This window comes from Lentzea californiensis, assembly GCF_024648825.1.
GTDB classification, from domain to species: domain Bacteria; phylum Actinomycetota; class Actinomycetes; order Mycobacteriales; family Pseudonocardiaceae; genus Lentzea; species Lentzea californiensis.
Genome location: NZ_JANBBE010000001.1, coordinates 1544633 through 1561200, shown reverse-complemented (window position 1 = coordinate 1561200; position 16568 = coordinate 1544633). Strand labels below are relative to the sequence as shown.

The 16568-nt window shown below is 67.9% G+C and carries 19 protein-coding genes; 9 read left to right on the top strand and 10 right to left on the bottom strand.

What is annotated here, in order from left to right:
- Position 1 precedes the first annotated feature (1 nt).
- Both LX88_RS08095 and LX88_RS08090 read right to left on the bottom strand, forming a co-directional pair.
- Complete coding sequence (locus LX88_RS08095; protein ID WP_258947131.1) at positions 2-766, bottom strand: ABC transporter permease; 765 nt, start codon at positions 764-766, stop codon at positions 2-4.
- Positions 767-772: 6 nt separating this feature from the next.
- Positions 773-1036: a DUF2530 domain-containing protein gene (locus LX88_RS08090; protein ID WP_258947130.1), complete on the bottom strand. Its 264-nt coding sequence runs from the start codon at positions 1034-1036 to the stop codon at positions 773-775.
- A 16-nt stretch (positions 1037-1052) separates the two neighbouring features.
- Here LX88_RS08090 and LX88_RS08085 point away from each other — a divergent pair, with 16 nt between their 5' ends.
- The 3 genes from LX88_RS08085 to LX88_RS08075 are packed head-to-tail and all read left to right on the top strand — an operon-like array spanning position 1053 to position 4273.
- On the top strand, positions 1053-2486 hold the full coding sequence (locus tag LX88_RS08085; RefSeq protein WP_258947129.1) for an NCS2 family permease: 1434 nt from the start codon (positions 1053-1055) through the stop codon (positions 2484-2486).
- 40 nt (positions 2487-2526) lie between these two features.
- Positions 2527-2952, top strand: coding sequence for a MarR family winged helix-turn-helix transcriptional regulator (locus tag LX88_RS08080; protein WP_372511212.1), 426 nt, complete (start codon positions 2527-2529; stop codon positions 2950-2952).
- Positions 2953-3010: 58 nt separating this feature from the next.
- Positions 3011-4273 (top strand): MFS transporter, encoded by a 1263-nt coding sequence (locus LX88_RS08075; protein ID WP_258947128.1) that lies wholly within the window; start codon positions 3011-3013, stop codon positions 4271-4273.
- A gap of 28 nt (positions 4274-4301) precedes the next feature.
- Here LX88_RS08075 and LX88_RS08070 read toward each other — a convergent pair whose 3' ends face one another.
- Positions 4302-7076: a sacsin N-terminal ATP-binding-like domain-containing protein gene (locus tag LX88_RS08070; protein WP_258947127.1), complete on the bottom strand. Its 2775-nt coding sequence runs from the start codon at positions 7074-7076 to the stop codon at positions 4302-4304.
- Entirely contained in the window at positions 7073-7810 is a 738-nt protein-coding gene (locus LX88_RS08065) for a DUF3027 domain-containing protein (protein ID WP_258947126.1), read from the bottom strand. The genes LX88_RS08070 and LX88_RS08065 overlap by 4 nt, the downstream gene beginning before the upstream one ends.
- Before the next feature lie 58 nt (positions 7811-7868).
- Between LX88_RS08065 and LX88_RS08060 the strand changes: the two genes are divergently transcribed.
- Genes LX88_RS08060 through LX88_RS08050 form a run of 3 tightly spaced genes read left to right on the top strand, consistent with a single transcriptional unit; the run spans position 7869 to position 10594 of the window.
- On the top strand, positions 7869-8621 hold the full coding sequence (locus LX88_RS08060; protein WP_258947125.1) for a glutaminyl-peptide cyclotransferase: 753 nt from the start codon (positions 7869-7871) through the stop codon (positions 8619-8621).
- A gap of 4 nt (positions 8622-8625) precedes the next feature.
- On the top strand, positions 8626-10128 hold the full coding sequence (locus LX88_RS08055) for an MFS transporter (protein ID WP_258947124.1): 1503 nt from the start codon (positions 8626-8628) through the stop codon (positions 10126-10128).
- A gap of 31 nt (positions 10129-10159) precedes the next feature.
- Positions 10160-10594, top strand: coding sequence for a DUF2771 family protein (locus LX88_RS08050; RefSeq protein WP_258947123.1), 435 nt, complete (start codon positions 10160-10162; stop codon positions 10592-10594).
- On the opposite strand, the gene LX88_RS08045 is transcribed toward LX88_RS08050, so the two are convergent.
- Entirely contained in the window at positions 10595-11179 is a 585-nt protein-coding gene (locus tag LX88_RS08045) for an HD domain-containing protein (protein WP_258947122.1), read from the bottom strand.
- Between the two features lie 13 nt (positions 11180-11192).
- Entirely contained in the window at positions 11193-11582 is a 390-nt protein-coding gene (locus LX88_RS08040) for a cold-shock protein (protein WP_258947641.1), read from the bottom strand.
- 124 nt (positions 11583-11706) lie between these two features.
- On the opposite strand from LX88_RS08040, the gene LX88_RS08035 reads away from it, so the two are divergent.
- A complete protein-coding gene (locus tag LX88_RS08035; RefSeq protein WP_258947121.1) occupies positions 11707-11910 on the top strand; it encodes a hypothetical protein in 204 nt (67 codons plus the stop codon).
- Here the strand turns inward: LX88_RS08035 and LX88_RS08030 are convergent.
- Positions 11882-12499, bottom strand: coding sequence for an HAD family hydrolase (locus tag LX88_RS08030; protein WP_258947120.1), 618 nt, complete (start codon positions 12497-12499; stop codon positions 11882-11884). The genes LX88_RS08035 and LX88_RS08030 overlap by 29 nt on opposite strands.
- A 52-nt stretch (positions 12500-12551) precedes the next feature.
- Here LX88_RS08030 and LX88_RS08025 point away from each other — a divergent pair, with 52 nt between their 5' ends.
- Positions 12552-13094, top strand: a complete 543-nt coding sequence (locus tag LX88_RS08025) for a TetR/AcrR family transcriptional regulator (protein ID WP_258947119.1) — start codon at positions 12552-12554, stop codon at positions 13092-13094.
- Positions 13095-13137: 43 nt separating this feature from the next.
- Here LX88_RS08025 and LX88_RS08020 read toward each other — a convergent pair whose 3' ends face one another.
- Positions 13138-14091 carry a Gfo/Idh/MocA family protein gene (locus LX88_RS08020; RefSeq protein ID WP_258947118.1) on the bottom strand — a complete coding sequence of 318 codons (954 nt, stop codon included), beginning with the start codon at positions 14089-14091 and terminating at the stop codon, positions 13138-13140.
- Positions 14092-14112: 21 nt separating this feature from the next.
- Between LX88_RS08020 and LX88_RS08015 the strand changes: the two genes are divergently transcribed.
- Entirely contained in the window at positions 14113-14487 is a 375-nt protein-coding gene (locus LX88_RS08015) for a YccF domain-containing protein (protein WP_258947117.1), read from the top strand.
- 6 nt (positions 14488-14493) lie between these two features.
- On the opposite strand, the gene LX88_RS08010 is transcribed toward LX88_RS08015, so the two are convergent.
- On the bottom strand, positions 14494-14886 hold the full coding sequence (locus LX88_RS08010) for a VOC family protein (RefSeq protein WP_258947116.1): 393 nt from the start codon (positions 14884-14886) through the stop codon (positions 14494-14496).
- A gap of 79 nt (positions 14887-14965) precedes the next feature.
- The gene (locus LX88_RS08005) at positions 14966-16564 is read right to left on the bottom strand and encodes an AMP-binding protein (protein WP_258947115.1); all 1599 of its coding nucleotides are present in this window, start codon (positions 16562-16564) and stop codon (positions 14966-14968) included.
- Between the last annotated feature and the right edge of the window lie 4 nt (positions 16565-16568).

Sequence of the window (16568 nt, the reverse complement as noted above, 5' to 3'; positions counted from 1 at the left end):
CTTAGGTTAGCCTAACTTCGCTGTCTTGGGAAGGTCTCCTGATCAGACCCCTGGCGACCAGTTCGACGACGGTCGCCACGGCGGCGGCCTCGACGGCCAGAAGGGCCAGCAGCACCACGATCTGCAGGGCACCGGCCTGCCAGACCGGCGCACCGCCGAGCAGCATTCCGACGAATGCACCCGGAAGGGTGACCAGCCCGACCGTCCTGGTCTGGTCGAGCGGCGGCAGCAGCGCCTCGGCAGCGGGCTGGCGGACGATCAGGCAGACCGCGTCGCGTTCGCCGAAGCCCATCGCGCGGGCCGCCTCGTACTCGCCGTGGCGGTCCCTGAAGGTGTCGAGGGCTCTGCGTGCCGACAGCGTGGTGGCGGTCATCGCGCCGCCGATCAGGATGCCGCCCACCGGGATCAGCGCGATGCCCTGGACGGGAAGCAGACCGATGGCGAGCAGCAGGCCGAGCGCGGGGACGGCGCCGACCAGGATCGAGAGCGCGACCCAGACACCCCTGCGGCCTGCGCCGGTGCGCCGGGCCGAAGTGGCGGTGGCCACGACCGCCATCACGACGAGGAACGCCCACGTGAGCCCGAGGTGGGTCAGGACGAACGTGATCACGGCCGACACGGCCGCGAGCTGGAGGGCGGCACGCGCCGCCGCCTTGAGGAACGGCTTCGGCGTGGCGAGACCGGCGAACCACGCGATGGCACCGGCGGCGGCCGTGAAGACGACGCAGACGATCAGCAGCCGAACCCAGTCGGCGACAAGCACCACGCGCGGCTACGCGCCTTCGAGGCCCTGCTGGGCCCCGCGTGACCCTCGCCTCGCGGCCCGGCGTTGCCAGTAGAACACTCCGTACCCGATGATCCCGAGCGAGCTTCCGGACAGGGTCGTCCAGATCAGGGTGCTGTTCGAACGATCGACGAGCAGGACCACCAGAAAACCGAGGAACCACAGCGCGGTACCACCCAGCACGACAGGCACGGGATCTGCCAGCCTGTGCGGCAACGAAGGCGGGTGTGGGGCGGAGTCGCGTTCGGACACATCGTAAGGAGAGCAGATGCTGGACGGGTTCTTCAAGATTTCCGAGCGCGGGTCGACCGTGTCGCGCGAGGTGCGCGGCGGTGTCGTGACCTTCTTCACGATGGCGTACATCGTCGTGCTGAACCCGCTGATCATCGGCAGCTTCGCGCCGACCGGTCCCGGATCGCACCCCGACGTGCTCGGCAACATCCTCCCCGTCGGCCAGGTGGCGGCGGTGACGGCGCTGGTCGCCGGTGTGATGACCATCCTCTTCGGACTCATCGCCAACTACCCGTTCGCGCTGGCCACAGGCCTGGGCATCAACTCGTTCGTCGCGGTCTCCGTCGCCGCGAAGGTCACCTGGCCCGAGGCGATGGGCCTCATCCTCGTCAACGGCCTCGTCGTCCTCCTGCTGGTCGTCACAGGCGTGCGGACCGCGGTGTTCAACGCCGTGCCGAACGAGCTCAAAGCCGCGATCGCGGTGGGCATCGGCCTGTTCATCACCTTCATCGGCCTGGTCGACGCCGGCTTCGTCCGCCGGCTCCCGGACGCCGCCGGCACCACGGTGCCGGTCGGCCTCGGCATCAACGGGTCGATCGCGAGCTGGCCGACCCTCGTCTTCGTCGTGGGCCTGGTCGTCACGGGTGTGCTGTTCGCACGCAGGATCAAGGGCGCGATCCTCATCGGCATCGTCGCGACGGCGATCTTCGCGATCGTCCTCGAGGCGATCGTCAAGGCGGGCCCGTCCGCCGGCGTCAACGCCAAGGGCTGGAACCTCGGCTACCCCGCCCTGCCCGACCAGGTCTTCGGCATCCCGGACCTCAGCCTGCTCGGCGACGTGTCGTTCGGCGCCTGGACCAGGATCCCGGCACTGGCCGCCGCTCTGGTCGTCTTCACCCTCGTCCTGACCGACTTCTTCGACACCGTCGGCACGATGACCGGCCTCGGCAAGGAAGCCGGCCTGATCAAGGAAGACGGCCAGCTGCCCAACGTCAGCAAGGCCCTTTTCGTCGACGGCCTCGGCGCCGTGGCCGGCGGTGCCGCGTCCAGCTCGTCGAACACCGTCTACATCGAATCCGCGTCCGGCATCGCGGAGGGCGCCAGGACGGGCCTCGCGAACGTCGTGACCGGCGTCCTGTTCCTCCTGGCGATGTTCTTCACGCCGCTCTACGAGGTAGTGCCGATCGAGGCGGCCGCCCCCGCGCTGGTGATCGTCGGCGCGCTGATGATGATGCAGATCCGCGACATCGACTTCAGCGACTTCAGCATCGCCCTCCCCGCGTTCCTCACGATCGTCGTCATGCCGTTCACCTACTCGATCGCGAACGGCATCGGCGCCGGCTTCGTCAGCTACGTGCTGCTCAAGGCCATGACGGGCAAGGCGCGCGGAATCCACCCGCTGATGTGGGTCGTGGCGGCCGCTTTCGTCGTCTACTTCTCACTGGGACCGATCCAGGCCCTGGTGAGTTGACCTTTCGGCAGGAAACTATTTCGTGAGGTATGCTAACTACGTGGCGATCGATCAGCACGGACTGGCGAGCAGGCTCAGGCTTGCCGTCGTTCGCCTCAACCGCCGCCTGCGGGCACAGCGCACCAACTCGTCGGTGTCGCTCACCCAGGTGTCAGCACTCTCCACACTGCACAAGTGCGGCCCGCTGACCCCAGGCGAACTGGCGGCAAAAGAAGGCGTGCAGCCGCCGTCGATGACGCGCGTGATAGCAGCCCTGGAGGAGTTCGGCTTCGCGACCAGGAGCCCGCACCCCACCGACGGCCGTCAAGCCATCGTCGAGCTCACGAGCGAAGGCTCGTCGTACCTGCAGGACGAGATCACGGCCCGCGAAGCGTGGCTGGACAAGAGGCTGGCCGAGCTGGACCCCGAGGAACGGGAACTGCTCACACACGCCGCCGAAATCATCGACAGGATGGCGGGTCGGTAAGAACGTGTCGGGTTACGCGGGTGGTGGAGCAGACAGTTCGCCACCTCGTCGTACCGGAATGTTCGGATCGTTAGGCATATACAACTACCGCCTCTACGCCTCAGGCCAGATCATCTCGCTGGTCGGCGTCTGGATGCAGCGAGTGGCCCAGGACTGGCTGGTCCTGGAGCTCTCCAACGGCTCCCCGATGGCCCTCGGCATCGCCGCGTCACTCCAGTTCCTCCCGGTCCTGCTGCTCTCCATGTGGGGCGGCGTACTCGCCGACCGCATGGACAAGCGCAAACTCCTGCTCTGGCTGGAATCGGCACTGGGCATCTGCGCCCTGGCGCTGGGCATCCTCGACGTGACCGGAGTGGTAGAACTCTGGCACGTCTACCTGCTCTGCCTGCTGCTAGGCGCCTTCTCGGCAGTAGAAACCCCAGTACGCCAATCGTTCGTAGTAGAAATGGTCGGCCGCGACCAGCTCACCAACGCCGTGGCGATCAACTCGATGATGTTCAACCTGGCCAGGATCATCGGCCCGGCCATCGCAGGCCTGGCGATCGTGGCGATAGGCACGGGCTGGGTCTTCCTGGCGAACGCCATCAGCTTCGTGGGCGTAGTAGGCGGCATCTGGCTGATGCGGACAACGCAACTACTGCGCTCCGACCCCCTCCCCAGGGAAAAGGGCCAACTGCTCTCAGGCCTCCGCTACGTGAGAAGCCGCCCAGACCTGATGACGGTCATGCTCCTGGTGTTCTTCATCGCCACCTTCGGCATGAACTTCTACATGACGCTGGCAATCATGGCCCGCAACGTCTTCGGCGGCGACGCAGACGCCTACGGCCTGCTCTCCACCCTCATAGCGGTAGGCACCCTCGCAGGCGCAACCCTGGCAGCCAAACGAAAAACGCCGAAGATGTCGGTCTTCATCGGCTCAGGCGTGATCTTCGGCGTACTCGAAATCATCTCGGGCATGATGCCGACGATGCTCCTGACCGGCCTGATGATGATCCCGGTAGGCGTAGCGATGATGACCTTCAACACCACAGCCAACGCCACCATCCAACTGGCAGTGGAACCAGAGATGCGCGGCCGGGTGATGGGCATCTACATGCTGGTGTTCCTAGGCGGCAACCCGGTGGGCGGCCCACTGATGGGTTGGCTGGGCGAGATCAACGGCAGAGCCCCGATCATCATCGGCGGAGCAGTCTCGACACTGGTGACGATCACAGCGTGGATCATCCTGGTGAAGCGGGGAGACATCGGGAAGCCGCGACTGCGCAGGCGGCGGCAACCTCCGACAAAGCCGCTGCCAGAACCAGCAGAGGTAACCGGCTAGCACGCAAGGCGGCCAGGCCGCCCGCGAGTCAGCCGAGCAAAGTGGCCGCACTCGGATCACTGATCAGCGCAACAAAAGTGTGCCGATCTCCCCACCGCCCAGAAACCCAAGCCAACGCCCGCCCAAGCCCCTCAGGCGAGTCAGCAGCATGGGGAACCCCGTCCACCATCCACCACTCGACCCGCTGCCCGTCGACCTGCAAATCCTCATGCACAACGACCACACCGTCGGGCAACGCAACCTCGAGCAACTCACAGGCCATCCGAACAGCCCCGAGGTCCTGCCACTGCACGACCTCACCGACGTGATCGGGAGACCCCTCGAACTCCTCCGAGGCCAGCGCCAGATCCAAAAGATCGGCAAGCTCCTCAGACCCGTCAGCCAGCAGCACGCGGGAAGCCGGCACCACCCCGAGCAACCACGGGTGATCCAGCACCACAACATCATCAGCGGCAACTACGGCCCCGGAAAGCACCCGAACCCGCTCAGGCGGCGCGAAATCACCCTCAGGCAGCCCCGCGTAGGCCCTCAGAACCACGGCGTCAGCGACCGCACGATCGGCGTCCCCGAGCCGCTCCAGCACGAACTCGGCATCCTCGTCGTCAAGGATCTCCAACGAGGACCGCACCCCAGCCGCCCGCAGCACGTGCTCAGGCAACTCATGATCCGGCACGACGTCGAACAGCCCGTCCAACAACGAGGCACCAGGCAGCCGGTACGAACGAGGCGCGGCACCATCCAGCGACGCGTAGCGAGCAATCCACCAGCCCGTGTACCCGTCAGGCTCGGTAACCGCACGCCAGGTCACCGGATCAGCGGCCAGCAACCGCAACGCCGCGGGCCAGTCGGCAACGAGGTCGAGATCCCGAACCCCCACCACCCGACGGGGCTCGTCAACGACAGACGACCACCACGCGGACTCGTCAGCAAGGTCATGATCCGGCCCAGAAGGCTCGTCGTCGACCACCAACGAGAACCCGTCGACAACCCCGGCCGCAACCAACGCGGCACGCGAGTAAGTCTCAGCGATCTCCTTGGACAGCAACGGAAAAGCATCAGCCTCGACCACACCGACCAACGGTGAATCAGGCAGAAGCAACTCATCAGCCCGATGCCACTCGCCATCAGAATCCGGCAGGGCGAGCGCCCCCAGCCAGGGCTCCTCACCAGCCCGAACCCCAGCGAGATCCACCAGCCGCAACACGGTCTCGACCAGGTCGAGCCCGTCAAGCCCGGCCTCAGCGTCCTCCAACGACCGAGCCACGTTCTCACGCAACGACGGATCGGCAAGCAACTCGGCAGCGCCGGCCTCAACAGCTCCAAGCCGCACCAGCAACGGATGCACGGCATCGGGGTGCACGACCCGCAAGCCGGGCAACGGCTCATCGGCGATCAGGGTCGTACGCGGCCCGGTGACCACCCGCCCATCGGCCAACGGCACGGGCAAAGCCGCCAAAGCCTCACGAACGCCCGGATCCACCTCGGCCAACGGCGAGAACGCCGCATAAACGTCACGCCACCAGCCGGGATCACCAGAAACCCCGGACAAAGCGGCAACGACCTCGGCGGTGGTGACCCGCGGAACTTCCAGCGCAGCCAAGGCAGCCGCGTGCACAGGAGCGGACAGCTCGGCGTCCAGCAACCCGGGCAGAGCGTCCTCGACGAGGTCGACGAGCTCCTCGGAGCCGACGTCCAGCACGCGAGCCCGGGAAGGCTCGATCCACTCACCAGAAGCCAGCGGCAACCAGGCGGAAGCCCGCAACGACCGCAGCACACCGGTCCGCAGCCGATCGTCCACTTCGGACAACGGGAAACCGGGCAGCGGCACCAGCGAGGTCCGCTCGATGGCGGGAACGCGAGCAACGAGCGCCGGATAAGCAGCGGCAGCGGCGTCCAGCACCGACCACGCCGCGGGACCGGGCAGGATCCGGCGCCGGGAGGGCTCGACCGGCAAGGTCGCGATCAACCGAGCGGGCAACGACAACCGCTCGTCGGTCGGGGTCGGCGCGTGCAGCACGTCCTCACCCAACGGAGAATCCAGCGGGTAGGCCCAGGAAACGGTCCACTGAGGACGCTGCTCGACACCCTGCACGAGCTCGGAAGGCAGCTCGCCGACGGTCCGCTCGACCAGCCAGCGCGCCGGGCCGACCGTGACGACGCCGTCGTCGGAGACGGAGCGCTCCCACGACTGGGAACCGATCTCGATCCGCCGCAACCCCGGCAGGGCCAGCAGCAGGTCCGGGACCTCGGCCGCCAGGTCGTCCAGCGACAGGTCGACCTTCAGCGGCAGCCGGACCTCGGTCGCGAACCCCTCCGGCACGTCCTCGGCGACCGGCCAGACCAGGCGCAGCACCGGCACGTCGCCGCCGCGTTCGGAAGCCAGGTCCGGAACCTCGGCCTGGGTCCGCGCCAGGGAGAACTCGACGCCACCGGAGACGGACACCACGCGCGGGGCGTCCGAGACGGTCAGCACGGCCGCGAAGCCGACGCCGAACTGCCCGACGCCGGACTCCTTCGACGACGCCCGCAGCGAAGCCAGAGCGGCGACGCCGGCGGAAGTCAGCGGAGCGCCGGTGTTGGCGGCACGCAGCTCACCGTCGACCAGAGTGATCCGCAACACACCCGGTGTGGAACCGGCCGCGTCGGACGCGTTCTGGGCCAGTTCGACGAGCAGCCGGTCCCGGTAGCCGCCGAGGCGGAGGTCTTCCTCGGCGTTCGCGTCTTCACGAAAACGGGTGGGCGAACCACGCCATGCGGCGAGGACCGAGGTGCGCAGGGCCTCGGTGCCGAACGGATCGGTCACTCCGAATCTTCCAGAACGTCCAGCTGGGCGTCGTCGTAGACGAGGTCGGCCACCGGCACCATCGGGCTGATGTCGACCTCGACCTGGGAGTGCGCGCCGCAGCCGTACTCGACGTGCACGACGTGGCCGTCCGCGGGCGCGATCTCGTTCGCGCAGACACCGAACGCGGCGCCGAACGCGCCGGCCACGCGGGTGTAGAAACCGCAGGTGCCGCAGTGCGCGGGGGCGCTGCGGGCCATCTCGGAACGCGGGCCGAAGTCCGAGGTCTCCCAGCGGTCGGCGGCCTCCAGGCGGCCCTCGCGGGACAGGACGCGGGTGCGGCCGAGGCCGATCTCCAGCGCCACCTCCTCGATCGCGGGGTCGTCGGACTGCACGTAGGCCTCGACCAGGCGCGGGTCGTTCTCCCGGGGCGGCATGAGGTCGCCTACACCCAGGTCACCGGCACGGACCCGTTCGCTCCACGGCACCCACTCCGGGGCGACCAGGGCGTCCTGGCCCGGCAGCAGCACGACCTCGCTGATGGAGACGGGGGAACCCTCGCCGGCGTAGGCGACGGTCACGGCCCAGCTCCAGCCGCGGTAGCCGGCGTGCTCGGCTTCGAAGAGGTGCGTGACGGAGTACTCGTCCTCTCCGTGCACCCCGACATGAGCGCCGACGCTCTCCACACCCGCCTCTTCTTCTGCGGCGGCGCGGGCGAGATCAACGGCGTCGAGGAGCATCTCAGTCGCGGTCACGTCATGAATTGTGCCGCAGGACTTCGCCGGGACGAAAACTCGTGCCACCCTCCGTTGGGTGCGCTCACCCGTCTGGCTGGTCGTTGTCGCGGTCTTGGCCGCCTGTTCGACGCCGCAAGAAGCAAAACCGCAGGTAGAAGTCCTGCAGAAGATTCCGCATGATGCAACGGCGTTCACCCAGGGGTTGGAACTCGTCGACGGCGTCCTCTACGAGGGCACCGGCCTGGAGGGCCAGTCGACGATGCGCGCGCTCGATCCGTCGAGCGGCGACGTCCAGAAGAAGGTCGACCTGCCGCCGGACTTCTTCGGCGAGGGCATCACGGTCGTCGGCGACACCATCTGGCAGATCACGTGGCAGAACGGCATCGCGATCGAACGCGACCGCAGGACGCTGGACGAGCTCCGCCGCGTGAGCTACCAGGGCGAGGGCTGGGGCATCTGCGACGACGGCCGGCGCCTGGTGATGAGCGACGGCACCGCCAAGCTGACCTTCCGCGACCCCAGGTCGTTCCAGGAGACCGGCAGCGTGCAGGTCACCCGCGACGGCAAGCCGCTGACCCAGCTGAACGAGCTGGAGTGCGTCGGCGGCAAGGTCTGGTCGAACGTCTGGAAGACCGACGAGATCGTCCGCATCGACCCGGCCACCGGGAAGGTCGTGAACACCTACGACCTCGCGTCGCTCAAGCCCTCCGGCGACGTGGACGTCCTCAACGGCATCGCGCACGTCCCCGGGACCAACGAGTTCCTGGTCACAGGCAAGAACTGGCCGACCATCTTCCGAGTGAGGTTCAACGGGATGGGGCAGGATTGACGGTGTGACCGGCGACCGCGGGTGGAGTGACGAACCGACTCCGAAGCGCTACCCGTGGCAGGACGACGAGTACCAGCCGCGGCAGCGTCGCGGAACACCGTCCGAGCACGGTTTCCAGCCGCCACCGAAGCGTCCCCAGAACACCCGTCCGCTGCCCAACCAGGACCAGCAGACGACGCCGACGCCCAAACCGCCGCGCAAGCTCACGGTGACGCGTGTGGCGTGGTTCCGCAGCAAGCAGATCTCGCAGAAGGCGGTCGCGGCGTTCCGGCGCGCGGCCCGCGCCGACGGCGCCGGGAAGTCCGGCATGACGTCGGTCACCTACGCGGTGATGATGAACTACGCCGCCGACGCCGCGATGGCCGTCGCGCTGGCGAACACGCTCTTCTTCAGCGCGGCCACCGCGGAGTCCAAGACCAAGGTCGCGCTCTACCTGCTGATCACGGTCGCGCCGTTCGCGTTGATCGCGCCGGTGATCGGCCCGTTGCTCGACAGGATCCAGCGCGGTCGCAGGCTCGCCCTCGCGGCGTCCTGTGTGCTGCGCGTCGGGCTGGCGGTCGTGATGGCGCTGAACTTCGACAACTGGCTGCTGTACCCGGCCGCGCTGGGCAGCATGGTCCTGTCCAAGTCGTTCACCGTGCTCAAGTCCGCGATCACGCCGCGGGTGCTGCCGCCGGACATCACGCTGTCCAAGACCAACGCCCGCATGACGATCTTCGGACTCGCGGCGGGCGGGGTGTTCGGCGCGCTCGCCGCGGGCTTCGCGAACGTGTTCGGCTCGCCGGGCGCGCTGTGGTTCACCGCCGCGCTGTGCCTGGTGAACGCGTGGCTGTGCATGAAGATCCCGTCGTGGGTCGAGGTGACCGAGGGCGAGGTCCCGGCGACGCTGACGGCCAAGCCCGCCAGGCAACCCATCTCCCGGCACGTCGCGGTCTCGTTGTGGGGCAACGGTTCCATCCGCATGCTGACGGGGTTCCTGACGCTCTTCGCGGCGTTCGTGGTCCGCGAGCAGACCGAGGGCGACGCCGTCCAGCAGTTGCTGCTGCTCGGCGTCATCGCCGGTGCGGCGGGCGTCGGCAGTTTCCTCGGCAACGCGATCGGCGCGCGCCAGCAGTTCGGCAAGCCGGACGAGGTGGTCATCGCCTGCGTCGCCACGGCGCTGGCGGCCACCATCGTCGCCGCCGCCCTGCCCGGCCTGGTCACCGCCGCGATCGTCGGCCTGCTGGGCGCCACGGCGTCGTCGCTGGCCAAGATCAGCCTCGACGCGGTGATCCAGGACGACCTGCCGGAGGAGTCGCGCGCGTCCGCGTTCGGCCGCTCCGAGACGATCCTGCAGCTCGCGTGGGTCTTCGGCGGTGCGCTCGGCGTGCTGCTGCCCGCCACGTTCTGGGTCGGCTTCCTCGTGCTCGCCGTGCTGCTCGCGCTGGGCCTCGCGCAGACCTGGATGTACCGCAACGGCACGTCGTTGCACAGGCTGGTCCGCAGGCCCTCGCCGGTGACCCCGTAGGCTGCCTGACGTGCGTCGACTTGCTTCTGTGATGGCTGCCAGTGTTCTCGTGCTGTCCGGCTGCTCCCTGCAGCAGCACGACCCCGAGGTCACCTTCTACGCGAACGGCAAGACCATCCGCCTCGAGCCGACGATCTACTGCGACGTCGAGGGCTCCAACTGCGCCGAGAAGAACCCGCCCGGCGCGTTGAAGGTGCCGGCGGGCAAGGTCGTGCAGATCTCGGTGGACGGTCAGCTCGCGAGCGGCCTCTGGGAGGTCGTGTGCGTGTACGAGAACGCCGCGCGCGTGCAGGAGGGCTGCTCGTCGCCGTTGCTCGGCAAGGGCGACGACTACACGTACACGCTGGCCGTGCCGAACGACTCGGACCAGTTGCTGCGCATCGAGGTGCACGAGGCGGCCGGCGCGGTGCTGGAGACCGGCCAGCCGCTCATGCGCGGTTCGTGGGTCGTCGACGTCACTCGCTGATCACCGCCTGCCGAACGCCTCCCACCACTCGCTGGGAGCGATTCGCAGAGCGGAGTCGAGCAGGGCCTTGCCGGTGTCGGTGACCACCGACTCCTGCATGGTCTGGATGAAGCGCTCCATCTTGGAGACCCCTGCGGCCTGGTACTCCCTGGCCTGCAACAACAACTCGAGCTTGTCCGCGTCACGCGAGCAGCGCGCCTCGGGCGTGTGGTCGAAGCCCTTGGCGGACTCGTGTTCGGCGACGAGTGCCTCGATGTGCGCGGCCAGCGGCGCCGGCAGGTGCTGGACCTGGTCGCGCGCCACGGCTTCCGGCGGCATCTTGACGTCGAGGTAGAGCTTGCCGACGTACGGGATGTCGCCGATGCGCGCCTCCGGCACGTCGTGGAAGAGGCCCAGGGTCGCCGCCCTGTCGGGGTTCGCGCCTTCCTGGACGGCGATCGCGAACGCCAGAACGCCCACCCGGAACGAGTGGGCGGCCACCGACTCGGGGTTCTGCACCCCGGCGAAGAGCCACCCCGCTCTGGGCAGGCGTTTGAGCTGGCCGACCTCGTAGACGAACTCGACGATCCTGTCAGCGTCAGACATGACGCTGATCCTTTTACGGATCGAGGTCCCGCGCCACCACGCGGACGGCCTCGGCGACGAGCTTCATGGTCTTCTTGTCGGACGGGTAGCGGCCCCGGCGCAGGTCAGGCTGGACCTTGTTCTCGAGGAGCCTGATCACTTCCTCGATCAGGCCGTGCAGCTCCTCGGCGGGACGGCGACGCGCCTCCACGACGGACGGCGCGGGGTCGACCAGGCGCACGGACAGCGCCTGCGGACCGCGGCGGCCCTCCGCCATGCCGAACTCGATGCGCTGGCCGGCCTTGAGGCCTTCGACTCCGGCAGGCAGAGCGGCTTTGCGGACGTAGACGTCCTCGCCACCGTCCTGGGTGACGAATCCGAAGCCCTTCTCCGTGTCGTACCACTTGACCTTGCCGGTCGGCACCGCGCTCACCATTCCCTTGCTTCTGCACAACGAACGCGCCCGGGGGCGTGCCCAGGACGCGTCCCACCAGACTAGCCAGAAGACCTCGGGGAAGGCACCTCCGTTAGCGCACTATCCTGCTTCTATGACCGCTCCGAAGTTGATGCCGCTGGCCATCGGCCTGTTCGCCGTGGGCGTACTGGCGATCATCGTGGTCTTCGCGCTGTTCCTCACCGGCCACAGCGACCTGCCGGTGGCGCTGAACGTCGCGGCCACCTACCTGCCCGCGATCGGGCTGGGGCTCGGCATCATCGCGGTGGTCAGGAAAGCACGCCAGAAGAAGTCCTGAGCCACTCCGGGAACTCGCGCAGGTCCTCCAGCACGACCGCGGCGCCCGCTTCCGTGAGCTCGGCACGCGAGCACGGCCCAGTGACGACGCCGACGCCCAGCGCTCCAGCCTCGGCCGCGCCACGCATGTCGCCCATGTGATCACCCACGTACACGGCGGCGCCGTGCAGCTTGAGCGACTCGGCCTTGCCCGTCGCCCACAGCTCGCCGTAGAGGTGGTCGACCTCCCAGCCCATCGCCTCGAGGTGCAGCGCGGCGTTCTTGCGGTACTTGCCGGTGACGACCATGGTGCTGCCGCCCAGTTCCCGCACGCACTGCAGGGCCATCGCCGCTCCCGGCAGCGCGACGGTCGACGGGATCACGACCTCCGGGTACAGCGCGCGGAAGAGCGAGATCAGGTCCGGGACCTCTTCCTCGGGCACGCCCATGTCGCGGTAGATCATGTCGAGGGGCGGGCCGAGGTTCGACGCGAACTTCTCGCCGTCGAGGGCGTAACCGGTGCGGGCGCCCACCTCGTTCATCACGGCGGCCATTCCCGGTCGCGGGTCGATGAGGGTCATGTCCAGGTCGAAACCCACGGTGAACGGCACAGATCCTCACTTTACGTCTTTACAAGAACCATAACTGTGTAAAGGTGAGGTGGTGAGCGACATCACCGAGCTCTTGCTGGACGCGGCTGCCGACCTGCTGGCCGCCCGAGGCTTCCACGGGTTGCGCATGATCGAGGTCGCCGGCCGCGCCGGCGTGAGCAGACAGACCGTCTACAACGAGTTCGGCAACAAGGAGGGGCTCGTCCAGGCCGTCGCGGTCCACAAGACGGAGGAGTACCTGACCGGGATCGCGACCCGGCTCCAGGAGAACCCCGACCCGTGGGAGGCGATGCGGTCGGCGTTCCGCTTCACCTTCGAGCAGACCGAGAAGGACCGGCTGGTCTCGGCCGTGCTGACCGGGCAGAACGCCGAGGACCTGCTGCCGTTCATCACGATCCGCGGCCACCCGATCCTGTTCCACGCGACCGAGGTCGTCGAACAGCACCTCAGCAGGCACTTCCCCGGCCGGCACGTGCGGTTCACGGCGGAGACGACCGTGCGGCTCGCGCTGAGCCACCTGCTGATGCCGAGCGGCGACCTGGACGGCGCGATGGACGCCGTCGTCAGGGTCGCCAGGGTGACGATGGACGCCTGACTTCGGCCCCTTGTCGCAATTCCTGCAACAAGGGGCCTTCGAACTACTTGACGATGTCCGCGTAGGAGACGCCGAGCTGGCCGAGCGCGGTCTCGAGGATGCGGATGATCTCCAGCGAGTCGTCCAACGACATGTCGGAGTGCTCGATGAAACCCATCGTGACGAAGGCTTCGACCGACTGGATCTGGTGCGTGTAACCCCCGTCCTCGATCTCGTGCTCGACGCCGTTGATGACCACCTTGGTGGGGTTGTAGAACGCGTCGGGGATGTCGATGCGTCCCTCGGTGCCGACGATGGTGGCGCTGCTGCCGGTGTTCGCGGCCAGTGAGCAGCTGAGCAACGCCTGAGCGCCGTCCTCGTAACCCAGCAGGATGCCGGCGTCGGCGTCCACTCCGGTCGGGGCGATGCTGCCGTGCGCGTGGATGTGCGTTGGCACGCCTAGGATTTGGTGCGCGAGCGAGACCGGGTAGACACCGAGGTCGAGGATCGAGCCACCGCCCGCTTCCTTGGCCCACAGGCGGTCGGCCGCGTCGAAGGTGTGCCGGAACCCGAAGTCCGCGCGGATCATCCGCACGTCACCGATCTCACCGTCGTCGACGGCCTGCGCGATCTTCTGGATCAACGGGTTGAAGCGCGTCCACATGGCCTCCATGAGGAACAGCTGCTTCGTCCTCGCCCGTTCGGCCATCTCCTCGGCCTGCGCGACCGTCAGCGCGAGGGCTTTCTCGCACAGCACGTTCTTGCCGGCGTCGAGCGCGGCGAGCACGACCTCGTGGTGCTGGCCGTGCGGCGTGGCGACGTAGACGATGTCGACGTCCGGGTCGGCGAGCAGGTCGTGGTAGTCGCCGTACGCACGCTCGATGCCGAAGTGTTCAGCGAACTTCTGGGCCTTCGTGATGTCGCGCGAGGACACCGCGAGCACCGTGACCCCCGCCTTCACCATGTCGGCCGTCACGGCATGCGCGATTCCGCCCGTTGCGATCACACCCCAAGTCATGGCTTGAGCTTAGATGGAGGCATGCGCCTCATCCTGAACGTGATCTGGCTGGTGCTCGCCGGTTTCTGGATGGCCGTCGGCTACGCGGTCGCCGGCGTCATCTGCTGCATCCTGATCATCACGATCCCGTGGGGCATCGCGTCGTTCCGCATCGCGAACTACGCCCTGTGGCCGTTCGGCCGCGAGGTCGTGGACAAGCCGGGCGCCGGCACCGGATCGCTGCTGGGCAACGTCATCTGGATCGTCGTCGCCGGGCTCTGGCTCGCGATCGGCCACATCGTCACCGGCATCGCGCTGTGCGTGACGATCATCGGCATCCCGCTCGGCGTCGCGAACTTCAAGCTGGTGAAGGTCTCGCTGGTGCCGCTGGGCAAGGAGATCATCGAGGTCCCGTAAGAGCCCTCAGGTTTCACCGTCCGCCAGCTCGTGCAGGCACAGGACGTTGCCCTCGGTGTCGTGGAACCACGCCGCGCGCTCGGTACCCATGACCGCGATGTGGTTCGTGGTCTTGAAGTCGGGCAGGTCGTAGTCCTCGAAGCGCACGCCCCTGCCTTCGAGCTCCGCGATCTCGCCCTCCAGATCGGGCACCTCGAAGCTCAGCACCGTGTGCCCGGTCTGCGCACCCTTCTCCGCAGGCATCAGTCCCAGCGCGTCACCCTGGCCGAGCGCGAAGATCCGCGTGCCGTCGGGGTTCGTGGTGACGGGCTTCAGGCCGAGCATGTCCGCGTAGAAGCGGCCGGCGCGTTCGGCGTCCTCCACGGGCAGCATCGTCGTGGTTCTGGTGGCGGTGAGCATGCGCACCTCCTTCGACGGAATCCATCGATGCTGCGCCCGTCACACCGCCCTGACAAGGGCTTTTTCGGTCACGTAGGGGTCACTGGGCGTGGCCGGTGCCGTCTTCGAGACCGAGCAGCTCCACCGACTTGGCCCGCATCTCCACCTTGCGGACCTTGCCGGTGACCGTCATCGGGAACTCGTCCACCACGTGCACGTAGCGCGGGATCTTGTAGTGGGCGAGCTTGCCGGCGCAGAACTCCCGGACGGCCTCGGCGGTCAGCCCCGGAACGCCCTCGCGCAGGCGCACCCAGGCCATCAGCTCCTCGCCGTACCGGGTGTCCGGCACGCCGACCACCTGGGCGTCGAGCACGTCGGGGTGCGCGTAGAGGAACTCCTCGATCTCGCGCGGGTAGATGTTCTCGCCGCCGCGGATGACCATGTCCTTGATGCGGCCGGTGATGTTCACGTAGTCGTCGTCGTCCATCACAGCGAGATCGCCGGTGTGCATCCAGCCCGCGCTGTCCACGGCTTCGGCGGTCTTCTCCGGCTCGTTCCAGTAGCCGAGCATCACCGAGTAGCCGCGCGTGCACAGCTCCCCCGGCTCGCCGCGCGGCACCGTGCGGCCCGTGTCCGGGTCCACGATCTTGACCTCGAGGTGCGGGCCGACCCTGCCGACCGTCCCGACGCGACGGTCGAGGGAGTCGTCCACGCGCGTCTGCGTCGACACCGGGGAGGTCTCGGTCATGCCGTAGCAGATCGAGACCTCGCGCATGCCCATGCGTTCGACGACCTGCTTCATCACCTCGACCGGGCACGGCGAGCCCGCCATGATGCCGGTGCGCAGGCTGCTCAGGTCGTAGCCGTCGATCAGGTCGAGCATCGCGATGAACATCGTCGGCACGCCGTACAACGACGTGCAGCGCTCTTCCTGAACGGCGGCAAGGGTTTTCGCCGGGTCGAACGCGGGTGCCGGGATCACGACGCACGCGCCGTGGCTGGTGGCGGCGAGGTTGCCCATGACCATGCCGAAGCAGTGGTAGAACGGCGGCACCACGCAGATGCGGTCGTGCTCGGTGTAGTTGATCAGCTCGCCGACGAAGTAGCCATTGTTGAGGATGTTGTGGTGCGAGAGCGTGGCGCCCTTGGGGAAGCCCGTGGTGCCGGACGTGTACTGGATGTTGATCGGGTCATCGCGGTCCAGCTCGACGTCCGGGACCTCCTCGCCGGTCCACTGTGGATCGTCGACGTACACGACGTGGCGCAGCTCGGGACAGCGCGGCCGGACCTCCTCGACCATGGCCGCGTAGTCCGACGTCTTGAACGACCTGGCGGACACCAGCGTGTGGATGCCCGCCTGGTTCAGCACGTACTCCAGCTCGCTCACCCGGTAGGCCGGGTTGACGTTGACCAGGATCGCGCCGATCCGGGCCGTCGCGTACTGCACGAACACCCACTCGGCGCAGTTCGGCGCCCAGATCCCGACCCGGTCGCCCTTGCGGACGCCCAGCGCGTGCAGCCCGGCGGCGGCCCGGGAGACCTCCTGCGCGAGCTCCGCGTACGTCCAACGTCGATCTGTGGCTTTGTCGACAAGTGCCTCACGGTCACCGAACCGCGCGACGGTCGCCGCGAGGTTCGCGTGGATCGTGTCGCCCAGCAGCGGGGCGGCGGACGTGCCCGAGGAGTAGCTGGAGGTCATCCCC

What these genes read in the sequence shown, in the direction of transcription:
- LX88_RS08085 (WP_258947129.1), top strand. Translation starts at nt 1,053, where the DNA reads ATGCTGGACGGGTTCTTCAAGATTTCCGAGCGCGGGTCGACCGTGTCG.
- LX88_RS08075 (WP_258947128.1), top strand. Translation starts at nt 3,011, where the DNA reads ATGTTCGGATCGTTAGGCATATACAACTACCGCCTCTACGCCTCAGGC.
- LX88_RS08050 (WP_258947123.1), top strand. Translation starts at nt 10,160, where the DNA reads ATGGCTGCCAGTGTTCTCGTGCTGTCCGGCTGCTCCCTGCAGCAGCAC.
- LX88_RS08045 (WP_258947122.1), bottom strand. Translation starts at nt 11,179, where the DNA reads ATGTCTGACGCTGACAGGATCGTCGAGTTCGTCTACGAGGTCGGCCAG.
- LX88_RS08035 (WP_258947121.1), top strand. Translation starts at nt 11,707, where the DNA reads ATGACCGCTCCGAAGTTGATGCCGCTGGCCATCGGCCTGTTCGCCGTG.
- LX88_RS08020 (WP_258947118.1), bottom strand. Translation starts at nt 14,091, where the DNA reads ATGACTTGGGGTGTGATCGCAACGGGCGGAATCGCGCATGCCGTGACG.
- LX88_RS08015 (WP_258947117.1), top strand. Translation starts at nt 14,113, where the DNA reads ATGCGCCTCATCCTGAACGTGATCTGGCTGGTGCTCGCCGGTTTCTGG.
- LX88_RS08010 (WP_258947116.1), bottom strand. Translation starts at nt 14,886, where the DNA reads ATGCTCACCGCCACCAGAACCACGACGATGCTGCCCGTGGAGGACGCC.
- LX88_RS08005 (WP_258947115.1), bottom strand. Translation starts at nt 16,564, where the DNA reads ATGACCTCCAGCTACTCCTCGGGCACGTCCGCCGCCCCGCTGCTGGGC.